The organism is Bacillus sp. S71, from assembly GCF_016625265.1.
Classification (GTDB): Bacteria; Bacillota; Bacilli; order Bacillales; family Bacillaceae_G; genus Bacillus_A; species Bacillus_A cereus.
This window is the reverse complement of the sequence record NZ_JACVUW010000013.1, coordinates 99,837-112,757: the sequence shown is the minus strand read 5'-3', so window position 1 is coordinate 112,757 and position 12,921 is coordinate 99,837. Positions and strand designations below refer to the sequence as shown.

Sequence of the window (12,921 nt, the reverse complement as noted above, 5' to 3'; positions counted from 1 at the left end):
TTGGCTCGGTAGCTCAGTCGGTAGAGCAGAGGACTGAAAATCCTCGTGTCGGCGGTTCGATTCCGTCCCGAGCCACTCTCAGGATATTAAGTGGGCCCACTTAATATCCTTTTTATTTATGTAATTTTACAAAACTGAGTAGTTATTTTAAAATAGAACGAGGAGCCTCTAGCAGTTGAAGCTAGAGGTTTTTCTATAGATCGTATAGGATTCCGTGTAAAAGTGGATCATACATGAGTCTATGAGAATAGAGGAGAAAATACTTAAACAAAGGATGCGGTCATATAGGACATACTATGTAAACATCAATATGTTTAGGGATTATTGACCATATTTTTATAAGGAGGAAATAGACGATGATGGGAAAGAAAATTTTAGTAGTTGATGATGAAAAGCCGATTGCAGATATTTTGAAGTTTAACCTAGAAAAAGAAGGTTTTGAAATAGTAATGGCGCATGATGGTGATGAAGCAATTGAAAAAGCTAATGAAGAACAACCAGATATGGTTTTATTAGATATTATGCTACCAGGTAAAGATGGCTTAGAGGTTTGTCGTGAAATACGTAAAAGTTCAGAAATGCCGATTATTATGCTTACAGCAAAGGACTCTGAGATTGATAAAGTATTAGGGCTTGAGCTTGGGGCAGATGATTATGTAACGAAGCCATTTAGCACGAGAGAATTACTTGCTCGTGTGAAGGCGAATTTACGCCGTCACCAACAAGGTGGTGCTGCAGAAAAAGAAGAAAATACAGAAATGGTTATTGGACCAATTGTTATTAATCCAAATGCATATAGTGTAACGAAGCGCGAGGAAAATATCGAGCTTACACATCGTGAATTTGAGTTGCTACATTATTTAGCGAAACACTTAGGACAAGTTATGACACGCGAACATTTATTACAAACAGTTTGGGGTTATGACTATTTTGGAGATGTGCGCACAGTAGACGTAACAGTACGTCGTTTGCGTGAAAAAATTGAAGATAATCCAAGCCATCCTACTTTAATTGTAACTAGACGTGGAGTAGGGTATTACTTGCGTGACCCAGAGCAGGAATAGTATATGAAGAAAGTTGGTTTTTTTCAATCTATTCATTTAAAATTTGTGCTTATATATATGCTATTAATATTAATAGCGATGCAAGTTATTGGGGTATATTTTGTAAGGGAATTAGAGAAGAGCCTAGTACAAGGTTTTAGGGATTCTTTAACGCAGCAAACAAACTTATTATCATATAACTTGAAACAAGAATTTAAAAAAAGTTATACAAAAGCAGAAACAGAGTCAACAGATGAAACGATTAAAACTTCTATTCGAAAGTTTGCCTCTGATCAAAAAAAAGTTATACAAGAGGTAAGTGTATTTGATTCGCATAGAAAGTTACTGGCTATTTCAGATGAATCAAAGCAGAATAAGGTGAATAGAACATCAACTGATATAGCTGTTCAGCGAGTGTTGGTGCAAAAAAAGCCAGAAGTGAAAATTGAGAAGGATGGTAGTACAGGCCATCGTGTTCAAGTTATGCTTACTCCGATTCTCGATGATAACGGCAAGGATGCGCTTGGTGTTATATACATCGTTGCATCTATGGAAGATGTATATAAACAAATGAAGGATATAAATCAAATTTTTGCTACGGGAACAGTAATTGCCTTATTAGTAACGGCCGTACTTGGGATTTTATTGGCTCAAACAATTACAAGACCAATTTCAGATATGCGGAGACAAGCAATCGAAATGGCAAAAGGAAATTATTCGAGAAAAGTAAAGGTGCATAGCCATGATGAAATTGGACAACTGGCATTATCCTTCAATAATTTATCAAAAAAATTACAACAAGCTCGTTCTTCTACAGAAAGTGAAAGGCGTAAACTATCATCTGTTTTATCTCATATGACAGATGGAGTAATTGCTACTGACCGAAAAGGGGATATTATTTTACTAAATGACCCTGCGGAAAAGATGTTAAATGTTTCTCGTGAAACAGCGCTTGATCAATCTGTTTTAGAGGTATTAGGGATACAGGAAGAATTTACGCTCGATCATTTATATGAAGAGCCAGATTCTGTTTTATTAGATTTTAGTACGAGAAATGAACCATATATTTTACGTGCTAGTTTCTCTGTTATTCAAAAAGAAACAGGGAAGGCAAATGGTTTAATTGCCGTATTATATGATGTAACAGAGCAGGAGCGTATAGAAAGGGAACGCCGTGAGTTTGTAGCGAATGTCTCTCATGAATTAAGGACGCCATTAACGACGATGCGCAGTTATTTAGAGGCACTTACAGATGGAGCATGGCAGGATCCGAATATTGCGCCACAATTTTTAACGGTTACACAAGAAGAAACAGAAAGAATGATTAGACTTGTAAATGCGTTGTTACAGCTATCTAAACTTGATAGTACAGAGCACCGTTTAATGAAAGAATGGGTCGACTTTACTGATTTCTTTAATAATATTATTGATCGCTTTGAAATGTCTAAAGAACAAAATGTAAGTTTCAAACGATCTTTCTCTAAGAAGTCTAGGTTTATTGATATGGATACTGACAAAATTACTCAAGTGCTGTATAACATTATTTCTAACGCATTAAAGTATTCACCAGAAGGTGGAACAGTAACATATCGCTTACGTGATCGCGGTGATTTATTAGAAATTAGCGTAAGTGACCAAGGAATGGGTATTCCAAAAGAAAACGTTGATAAAATCTTTGAACGTTTTTATCGCGTAGATAAAGCTCGTTCAAGACAAATGGGTGGTACGGGACTTGGATTAGCAATTGCAAAAGAAATGATCGAGGCACATGGTGGCTCTATTTGGGCGAAGAGTGAAGAAGGAAAAGGGACAACTATTTATTTCACGTTACCAATGGCAGCAGATGAAGAGGACGATTGGGAATGAGTATGGAAAACTTTAAAACAATAGTTTTAATTAACCTAGTTGTAATTAGCCTGTTTCTTACTTTTAACCTATGGACGTATGTGCCAGATTCTACATCCATGCAAAATGCAAAATTTGTACAGGGCAATGAAGGAACGAATCAAACTAAAATTTCCGATGTTGTCCGTCCTACTTCTATCATCGTGCATAAAGATAAAAATCATTATGGGAGCAGAAGAGAGGCAGATATAGAATCAATCTATAAGCCTTTGGAAGTAGGGGAACTACATGAGTTTAGAGAGATATCAATCACTAAGGGTGATTTCCTATCCTATGTGCATGGTGAAGGGAAAATTGAACTTGTTTTCCCTACTGATATCCCATTTGATGCAGTTAAATCTATGTTTAACATGAAAGAGAAAAGTACAGATAAGCCTAAACATTTTAATCGTATTCTCCTTGATCCTTCTAGGAGTAAGGATCAAGAAATTAAAATTAACTTTGTTTCTGATGGTGATAACTTTAAAATATATGAGGCAAAATTAAGTGGTGTGTATTTAAAAGATATTGTAAATGCTCAAAATCAATTTATAGTATCAGCAAAGCCCTATTTTGATTATCAAATCAATGATATGAAAAAGTTATTTTTACCAGATGGCACGACAGAGTTAAACAATATAACATATATTTCATCTAATTTAGCAGTTGATACGTTTAAGAATGCTCTGTTTAGTGATCCTCGTTATTTAAGTCCGATTACTGAGATATCGAAAGAAACATTTACAGATGGTATTAGATCCATGGAAATTGAAAACGATCGTCACATGCTAAAGTATAAAAACTCTTCTGTCTTAACTGAGAAAACGATAGATAATTTAATGCTGTTACAAAAAAGCTTTGAATTTGTAAGTGGTCACAGTGGAAGTTTGGATTCATATCGTTTGGACTATATGAATAAAGGAGAGACAGTATTTCGCTTACATGAAGATGGATATTCCGTATTCAATACAGATGGATTAGCTGAATTGAGACAAAAATGGGGATCAGAAGAAGTAATGGAATATGAAAGACCGTTGCTGTCTTTAAATACTAAAGGCATAGAACAGAAAGTTACTCTTCCGTCAGGGCATGTTGTAATAGCATCCCTAGAAAATAATCCAGAGATAAAGAAACAAGTAATTAAGGATATTGGTATTGGATACAAGTTATCACTAGATGGGCAAGTAGTTCGACTACAACCAATTTGGTATGTAAAGCTTGTTGAAGGTGAAACGGGTAAACAGCAAATCTATGAGTGGAGTGAGGGAGGACTAAATGGATTGGGATCGAATTAAAACCATATTTATTGTGACCTTTTTTGTTTTGGACCTCTTTCTCATTTTTCAATTCATTCAAAAGCAAGATAGTAATCAATTGGAGCTTATTGCAGAAACAAAGATAGATCAAGAATTAAAAGCAAATAAAATTACTATAGGGAATATCCCTAAGGAACCGAAGAAAGAGTCATTTATTAGAGCGGAAAATAAAGCCTTTAAAGAAGATGATATACAGTCTTTGAAAAATCAAACGGCGCATATACAAAATATGTACACGATAGAAAGTAAGCTAAAAGAGCCTTTTTTAAATACGAAATCATTATCAAAAGATAAGTATAATGAATTTTTGAAGAACTATGTATTGGATGGACAAAAGTATGAATTTGGAGCGGTGAAAGACTCTAAAATTTATTTCTTCCAAAAATATAAAGATAAGCCTATTTTCTATAATAATCAGGCGATGATTGTTGTGGAATTAAATGAAAAAAATGAACTTGTTTCATATACGCAGACAATGCTAACTGATTTAAAAGAAATGGGCGAAGGTGAAAAAACGAAAGAGCAAGAAATTATTACGGCTCAAACAGCTTTAGAAAATTTGTATTTAAAAAATAAAATTCATGGAAATACACATGTTAAAGAAGCGCAAATTGGTTATGCCACTCTTACCGCATCTACTTCTAATAACCAAGTACTTGCTCCAACGTGGAATTTAAAAACGGAGCAAAAGCAGGACTTCTTTGTGAATGCAATTGAAGGACAAGTTATGGAATTAGGGGAAAAGGAAAATCAAGTGGTTGATGAACATACTGGAGTGAGAAATAATGGGGTTGCATTTTAGCGTACTTGCAAGTGGAAGTACAGGAAATATGCTATACGTAGGAACCGATGAAAAAAAATTACTAGTCGATGCAGGTTTAAGTGGTAAAGCGACAGAGGCTTTATTTAAACAAGCAGAACTGAATATAAATGATGTATCAGGTATTCTTGTAACACATGAGCATAGTGATCATATTAAAGGGTTAGGTGTATTGGCGCGAAAATATGATTTACCCGTTTATGCGAATGAGAAAACATGGAATGCAATGGAACATTTAATAGGAAATATCCCAACTGAGCAAAAATTCATTTTCTCAGTTGGGGATGTGAAAACATTTGGTGATATTGAAGTCGAATCATTTGGAGTTTCTCATGATGCGGCAGAACCGATGTTTTATGCTTTCCATAACAATAATAGGAAATTAGCGCTTATTACAGATACGGGATACGTAAGCGACCGTATGAAGGGCGTTATTAAGGGAGCTAATGCTTTCGTGTTTGAAAGTAATCATGATGTGGAAATGCTTCGTATGGGACGTTACCCATGGAGCATTAAACGACGCATTTTAAGCGACGTTGGGCATGTTTGTAATGAGGATGCTGCATTAGCGATGGCAGATGTAATTACAGATGAGACAAAGCATATTTATTTAGCCCATTTAAGCTTAGATAATAACATGAAAGAACTAGCTCGTATGTCAGTATCACAAGTACTAGAGGAAAAAGGATTTGGAGTGGGTGAATCCTTTGAAATTCACGATACAGATCCAAAAATGCCTACAAAAATTCAATACGTATAATTCTTCATTTTAGTAAACAATAAAGGTGAATATAGTTGTTTTCAGGAAGATGGGTGAACAAATATGTCCTTTATTGATGAAGAAAATTATCGTATGAAACGTGCAGGGAAAAAGAAGCATAAAGGTATAGTTCTTTCTAGTATAGCGGGAACAATTGTAGGAGCTTCTTTATTTGCGTTTGGAGCTCCTTTATTTTCAAATTCTGCTGATACGCTTCCGCAAGCTGAAGCAAGCGGAAGTAATATGGCCGAAGCTCAAGGAATTAAACAGATTAGCTTTGTAGATGCTGTTGATCGTGCATCTGAAGCTGTTGTGGGTGTTATTAACATTCAACGAGATAACTTTTCAGAGGCAGATTCAGAGGCTGGTACAGGATCAGGAGTAATTTATAAAAAGACAGATGGTCAAGCTTATATTGTAACGAATAATCATGTTGTAGCTGGAGCGAATCGTATTGAAGTAAGTCTAAGTGACGGTAAAAAGGTTCCTGGAAAAGTATTAGGAACCGATGTAGTCACAGATTTAGCTGTATTAGAAATAGATGCAAAGCATGTGAAAAAAATAATTGAAATTGGCGATTCTAATACTGTTCGCAGAGGAGAGCCAGTTATTGCGATTGGAAATCCACTTGGACTGCAATTCTCTGGAACTGTTACGCAAGGTATTATTTCAGCTAATGAACGTATTGTCCCTGTAGATTTAGATCAAGATGGACATTATGATTGGCAAGTAGAAGTGTTACAAACAGATGCGGCGATTAACCCAGGGAATAGTGGCGGTGCGCTTGTAAATGCAGCAGGACAATTAATTGGTATTAATTCAATGAAAATTGCTGCAAAAGAAGTAGAAGGAATCGGACTGGCTATTCCAGTGACTAGGGCTGTTCCGATTATGAATGAACTTGAGAAGTATGGAAAAGTAAGAAGACCGTATGTTGGGATTGAACTTAGGTCATTAAATGAAATTCCAAACTATTATTGGTCAAAAACATTACATTTACCAGGTACTGTAACAGAAGGAGTTTGTATTTTGGATGTGAAAAGTCCTTCGCCAGGCGCGGATGCTGGTTTAAGAGAACATGATGTTATTGTGGCAGTAGATGGAAAACCGATTCGCGATATTATTGGATTCCGCACGGCCTTATATGATAAGGAAATTAATGATAAAATGACTCTTACGTTTTATCGTGGTACAAAAAGAGTAACAACAACAGTGAAATTAGGCATTCAAAAGTATTAAAAACAGGAGGGCCTACCTCCTGTTTTCTATTGTAGAAAAGTGAGGTGAAGAAAATGAATTTACCTTGTTGTTTAGAACATGTTGAATTAGCGTTAGATATTATTGTGGATGAGTGTGAAGTTGCACCGGTTATCAACAGTGTGGATAACTCAGAAAAAGAGAAAAAAACATGTGAATTTTGTCAAAATGAGGCGACATATGTTGTATCGAACACAGATTCTCACACAATATGTGGGTAGTGTTTGTGGATATGTGGATAAGTTTTGTGGATAACATGTTTGTAAGGTGGAGGATACGTGTGAATATCTCGATTATTTCAATTGGGAAATTAAAAGAAAAATATTTGAAACAAGGTATAGCAGAATACTTAAAACGATTATCAGCATACGCAAAAGTAGAAGTAATTGAATTGCCAGATGAAAAGGCACCAGAAAATTTAAGTGAAGCAGAAATGTTAATTGTAAAGGAAAAAGAAGGTATACGTATACTGGATAAGATTTCTGATGACACGCATGTGATTGCATTAGCTATAGAAGGAAAGCAAAAGTCATCAGAAGAATTTGCGGTCAGTCTAGATCGCCTTGCTACATATGGAAAGAGTAAAGTCGCATTTGTAATTGGTGGATCACTCGGACTAAGTTCAGAAGTAATGAAGCGTTCAAACGAATCACTTTCTTTTTCAAAGATGACGTTACCACACCAATTAATGCGATTAGTGTTGCTTGAGCAAGTGTATAGAGCGTTTCGGATTAATCGTGGTGAACCTTACCATAAATAAGGTATTCTATGTAAAACAAAGGTAAGACGCTGATATTATCATATTTATTTTATTATGCCTATAACTGGAGGCTATGTGAATGGTAAGTGATCAGACGAGATATTCTAGGCTCGCGAATATAACAAAAATAATAAATACAAAATTAGAACTACGTGAAGTATTACAGCGTGTGACAATGGCGATATCAGAGGAGATTGTTAGGTGCGATGCTGTTGGAATTTATTTACCCCAGGAAGATGGAACATTTAGAGGGTTTGCAGGAAAACCAGAGACCATAAATGGCGTAACGCTCGATACTCAGGTAATTGATCCTGAAGTAGATTTACTGGCAAAAGAAGTTATTGAAACGAAAAAAACCATCTATATTCCTGATACCTCAAAGGATCATCGACCAGATCCGAGACCCGTTGATGCGTTTAAAATTAAGTCCTTATTAGCTCTGCCTATCTCATTTAGGCAAGAGTTATTTGGTCTGGTTTTTTTATTTGATTATGGGATTCCGATGAACTTAACAGATTCAGAAATTCAAAGTGTTGAAGCTTATGTAAATATGGCCGCGGTCGCAATTCAAAACGCAAATAATTTAACACAAAAGGAAAACCTTATTGCTGAGAAGCAGCTGTTACTAAATGTTACCCGTGATTTATCAATGTGTGCCTCAATACAGGAGAGTTTTGATAAATGCTTTTTTTACTTAGATCAGATTTTAGAGAGTAAAAATATGACTGCCCATCTTCTAGATCCGCTAGACAAAACAACGATTAAAACAACGAAATTAAGTAAGGGCTGTGATTGGACAGAAGCGGATTGGACAGAGAAAAGCTATGAAGCCAAGATCCAAGAAGTTATTCAAACAAAAAATATAGATAGTAAGGATTTATTGATGATTCCATTGGTTTCAATGGGAGAAGTATTAGGGGTAATCGTCGTTGGTAAAGAAGGAAAAGCTCACAATTACGATAATTCTCAAATTCAACTAGCAAAATCTATTGTTGATGCCACAGCCCCTACGTTTTCAAATTTGTTATATATGGATAAACTAGAAAGTATAGTGGAAGAGCGAACGGGAGAGCTAGCTGCTGCTAATGAAAAAGTTACAAGTGTGATTGAATGTATTACGGATGGATTCTTTACTTTAAATAATAAATGGGAATTTACGTACGTAAATAAGCACCAATATTTTCCGCAAAGAAAAACAGCAAAAGATGTATTAGGAAAGAATATATGGGATGTTTTCCCGAGTGACATCGACACAGTTATGTATAAGGAATTTCATCGTGCAATGTCAGAGCGAACTACAGTTCATTTCGAATTTCTTTCTACTGCAGATGAATATTGGCACGAAGTTATTGCATACCCGTATGATGATGGTATTTGCTGTATTTTTAAAAACATAACGGAAAAAAAGAAATATGAACAGGAATTGAAAAGATTATCTAACATTGATTTAATAGGGCAAATGGCAGCAGGTATCAGCCATGAAATTAGAAATCCAATGACAACGGTACTAGGATTTTTGCAGTTATTAAAAGAAGAGAATACCTATGAGAAACATAATAAGTACTTTCATTTAATGATTGAAGAACTTAACCGTGCCAATTCTATTATTACTGAATTTCTCTCAATGGGGAATACAAGGAAATTGGATTTACAGATGTTAGATTTAAATTCAATTATCCGCGATATTATTCCTTTAATAAAGGTTGATACGCACAATCAAAATAAGTATATTCAAGTCGATACAAATGACATTCCGGAATTACTTTTAAATCGTAATGAGATACGGCAATTATTAATGAATCTATATCGTAATGGCTTAGAAGCGATGGATACAGGGAAAGTTCTAACCATTAGCACCTACAAGGAAGGTCAAAATTGTGTGGTGCTTGCAGTGCAGGATCAAGGAAAAGGTATTAGGCCTGAAGTATTAGAGAAACTGGGTACGCCATTTTACACGACCAAAGATAATGGAACTGGATTGGGGTTAGGTGTATGTTATGCCATTGCTGCCCGCCATAATGCAAAAATAGAAATTAAAACAGGATCAGAAGGCACTACCTTTTTTGTTAAATTTAATTATGAAAATAATAAAAAATAAGCTTATTTAGAATAGTTATGATGAACCGTATCATAAATAAATTTATTCTTTGCATATAAAAAGGATAAAGAGACCATTGGACAAAAATTACCGATGGTCTTTTAAATATTATTAGATGGTATGTAGATTTCCTAAAATAAGTATGTTTCTATTTCCATAAAAATATGCTGTAATATGAAGAGGAAAAAAGTATAAGTAGTTAGAGAAGTGAGGAATTAAAGGTGAAGAAGTTTAAGAAGTTTTACTTGGAGATTACGAGTGTATGTAATCTTGCGTGTAGCTTTTGTCCGCCGACGGAAAGGCAGAAGCAATTCATTTCTGTAGAGGATTTTGCTAAAAGATTAGACCAAATTAAACCTCACACAGACTACATTTATTTGCACGTGAAGGGTGAGCCGTTGCTCCATCCGAAAATAGATCAACTATTAGACTTAAGTCATGAAAAAGGGTTTAAAGTTAATATTACAACGAACGGAACGTTAATTAATAAGAGAAGGCATAGGCTGTTAAATAAGCCCGCGTTAAGACAAATGAATTTTTCACTGCATAGTTTTGATGGACACCCAGGTTCGCAAGATAAAGAGGGCTATGTAAGGAGTATACTTTCCTTCATTAGGGAAGCGACAAGTCAATCAGATTTAATTGTATCGTTAAGGTTATGGAATTTAACTCAGGATAATAAAACAAATGCTGAAATTCAGAAAAATAGGGAGTTATTATCCATAATTGAAAATGAATTTGATCTATCTTATCAGATTGAAGAGAAGCTTACACCAGGAAAAGGTATAAAAATTGCAGAACGTGTCTTTATTAATCAAGACTATGAATTCCAGTGGCCAGCATTACATGAAGAAGAGGATGATGGGAAAGGATTCTGTCATGGACTTCGTAATCAAGCAGGGATTTTAGCGAATGGGACGGTTATTCCTTGTTGTTTAGATGGTGAAGGGATTATTAACCTTGGAAATATTAATAATGATTCATTTTCTAACATTATAGAAGGTGAAAGAGCAACAAACATTGTCGATGGATTTTCCAAAAGAGTTGCGGTTGAAGAGCTTTGTAGGAAATGTGGATATCGTAAAAGGTTTGGGAAGTAAATATGAAATAAGCCCTCATAAAGCGAGGGCTTATTTTTTATTCTTGATAAGAATGCTCTAATTCATCAATTAATGAACCAACGTAAGAAACAGCTTGACGGATTGCATCTGGTTTTGACATATCTATTCCGGCATGTTTCATTAGTTCAAGTGGTTTCATTGTACCACCAGCGCGAAGCACATCTAACCAGCGATCAATAGCAGGTTGTCCTTCATCTTTAATCATTTGAGCTACTGCAGTAGATGCAGTGAGGCCTGCGGAATATGTGTAAGAATATAGACCCATATAATAATGAGGCTGACGCATCCAAGTTAAGCCCGCACCTTCATCGATTTCTACAGAATCTCCCCAGAATGTCGAAAGGACATTTGTTTTAATTTCAGTTAAAGTTGTAGCTGTAAGGGCCTGTCCTCCTTCTGCTAGAGCATATACTCTACGTTGGTATTCACCCTCAAGTAAATGGGTAACAAAGTTGTGATAATATGTGCCGAGTAGTTGTAGAATGACCCATCTGTGCATCCTCTTATCGTCAGTAGTCGCTAGTAAATGCTGAGCTAATAGTAATTCATTCATAGTTGATGGTGCTTCAACAAAGTACATAGATGGGCGTACGTTCATGATACGTTGGTTTTTATTTGCTAGATAGAAATGACCAGCATGTCCAAATTCATGTGCTAATGTGAAGCATCCACGCATCGTATTTTGCCATGTAATTAAAATATAGGGATGAGAGCCGTATGGACTTGAGCAAAATGCCCCTGTTGATTTGCCTACGTTATCTGCAAGATCTACCCATCTTTCTTTGAATCCTTTTTCGATTATGGAACTATATTCATCGCCTAATACTTTTAAAGAATCTTGAATGAGCGTGGCTGCTTCTTCATAAGTAATCGTCGGATTAAATTCGGGATCTAAAGGTGCATGTAAGTCGCAGAAAAGCATTTGATCGAGTCCTAATGCTTTCTTTTTTAAATCTGCAAAACGGCGCATATGAGGTGCTAATTCTTTATAAATAATATCAAGTTGGTTGTTATACATTTCAAGTGGAACCTTTTGTGGTTCTAATAGCATATGGGTAACGGATTCATATTTACGTAAACGAGAAAGTGTTACTTGTTTTTTTACTTCGGTAGCATATGTTGTCGCAACTGTATTTTTATATCGTTTCAAGGTGGAAACAAATGATGAGTATGCTTTTCTACGTATGTATGCGCTTGGAGAAAATTCATATTTGCTTTCAAATAATGCGAAAGAAACAGGGAGTTCGTTTCCTTGTTCGTCTTGTATAGAAGTGAAATCCATATCTGCCAATTTAGTCATGCCGTAAATTTTGTATGGAGAACTATGAACTTCGCCAAGTGCAGCAAGTGCTTCTTCTGTTTCAGGAGAGAGTGTGTGCTGCCTTTTTTTGAGTATTTCTAGTAACGACTTACGGAAAGGTTCGAGTTTTGTTTCTTCAGTTAAATATTTTTCAATTGTTCCTTCGTCGAATGAGAGGATTTCATTATGAATAAAGGATAGTGCAGTATGTACTTTCGTCCATAAAGCAGAAATTTTGGAAGAGTTCGCTTGAATAACTGGATTTGTACGATCAGTAGATTCTTTTAAATTTGCATATGAGTACAGTTTTGTTAACTTCATTAAAAGCTCTTCTTCTAAAAGTAGGCAATTTAATAAAGTTGTGGAGTTAGTATGTAAACGTCCTTTAAATGCATCAAGTTTCTGTATATCATTTTCTAATATGTTTAATGCGGTATGCCACTCATCATTGGACTTATACAAATCAGACAAATCCCATTTTAGTTCGTTAGGTACTTCCGCACGAACAAGACGATTCTCAATTATAGTTTTCATGTCTTATATCCTCCTTATTAAAAGCATC

General features: G+C 35.4%; 11 protein-coding genes and 1 tRNA gene. 11 read left to right on the top strand and 1 reads right to left on the bottom strand.

Features of this window, described 5'->3' with window-relative positions; translation table 11 throughout:
• Nucleotides 1-2: 2 nt before the first annotated feature.
• The 11 genes from IBT51_RS22775 (at nt 3) to IBT51_RS22725 (ending at nt 11,038) form a co-directional block, all read left to right on the top strand.
• Nucleotides 3-75: transfer RNA gene (locus tag IBT51_RS22775), tRNA-Phe, on the top strand.
• Nucleotides 76-356: 281 nt separating this feature from the next.
• A complete protein-coding gene (walR, locus tag IBT51_RS22770; protein ID WP_000971865.1) occupies nt 357-1,064 on the top strand; it encodes a cell wall metabolism DNA-binding response regulator WalR in 708 nt (235 codons plus the stop codon).
• A 3-nt stretch (nt 1,065-1,067) separates the two neighbouring features.
• Nucleotides 1,068-2,909, top strand: coding sequence for a cell wall metabolism sensor histidine kinase WalK (gene walK, locus IBT51_RS22765; RefSeq protein WP_000755367.1), 1,842 nt, complete (start codon nt 1,068-1,070; stop codon nt 2,907-2,909).
• The gene (locus IBT51_RS22760; RefSeq protein ID WP_000061569.1) at nt 2,906-4,222 is read left to right on the top strand and encodes a YycH family regulatory protein; all 1,317 of its coding nucleotides are present in this window, start codon (nt 2,906-2,908) and stop codon (nt 4,220-4,222) included. The genes walK and IBT51_RS22760 overlap by 4 nt, the downstream gene beginning before the upstream one ends.
• Nucleotides 4,203-5,045, top strand: coding sequence for a two-component system regulatory protein YycI (locus IBT51_RS22755; protein ID WP_000383720.1), 843 nt, complete (start codon nt 4,203-4,205; stop codon nt 5,043-5,045). The genes IBT51_RS22760 and IBT51_RS22755 overlap by 20 nt, the downstream gene beginning before the upstream one ends.
• Nucleotides 5,029-5,823, top strand: coding sequence for an MBL fold metallo-hydrolase (locus IBT51_RS22750; protein ID WP_000522837.1), 795 nt, complete (start codon nt 5,029-5,031; stop codon nt 5,821-5,823). Before IBT51_RS22755 ends, IBT51_RS22750 begins: the two co-directional genes overlap by 17 nt.
• Nucleotides 5,824-5,886: 63 nt before the next feature.
• Nucleotides 5,887-7,062 carry a S1C family serine protease gene (locus IBT51_RS22745; RefSeq protein WP_000008031.1) on the top strand — a complete coding sequence of 392 codons (1,176 nt, stop codon included), beginning with the start codon at nt 5,887-5,889 and terminating at the stop codon, nt 7,060-7,062.
• Nucleotides 7,063-7,115: 53 nt separating this feature from the next.
• Nucleotides 7,116-7,301: a CxxH/CxxC protein gene (locus tag IBT51_RS22740; protein WP_001052833.1), complete on the top strand. Its 186-nt coding sequence runs from the start codon at nt 7,116-7,118 to the stop codon at nt 7,299-7,301.
• A 59-nt stretch (nt 7,302-7,360) separates the two neighbouring features.
• The gene (rlmH, locus tag IBT51_RS22735) at nt 7,361-7,840 is read left to right on the top strand and encodes a 23S rRNA (pseudouridine(1915)-N(3))-methyltransferase RlmH (RefSeq protein WP_001027003.1); all 480 of its coding nucleotides are present in this window, start codon (nt 7,361-7,363) and stop codon (nt 7,838-7,840) included.
• Between the two features lie 79 nt (nt 7,841-7,919).
• Nucleotides 7,920-9,938 carry a GAF domain-containing sensor histidine kinase gene (locus IBT51_RS22730; RefSeq protein ID WP_069356595.1) on the top strand — a complete coding sequence of 673 codons (2,019 nt, stop codon included), beginning with the start codon at nt 7,920-7,922 and terminating at the stop codon, nt 9,936-9,938.
• Nucleotides 9,939-10,159: 221 nt separating this feature from the next.
• Nucleotides 10,160-11,038, top strand: coding sequence for a radical SAM/SPASM domain-containing protein (locus IBT51_RS22725; RefSeq protein ID WP_000713633.1), 879 nt, complete (start codon nt 10,160-10,162; stop codon nt 11,036-11,038).
• A 37-nt stretch (nt 11,039-11,075) separates the two neighbouring features.
• Here the strand turns inward: IBT51_RS22725 and pepF are convergent, their stop codons facing one another.
• Entirely contained in the window at nt 11,076-12,893 is a 1,818-nt protein-coding gene (gene pepF, locus IBT51_RS22720; RefSeq protein WP_069356593.1) for an oligoendopeptidase F, read from the bottom strand.
• Nucleotides 12,894-12,921: the final 28 nt, after the last annotated feature.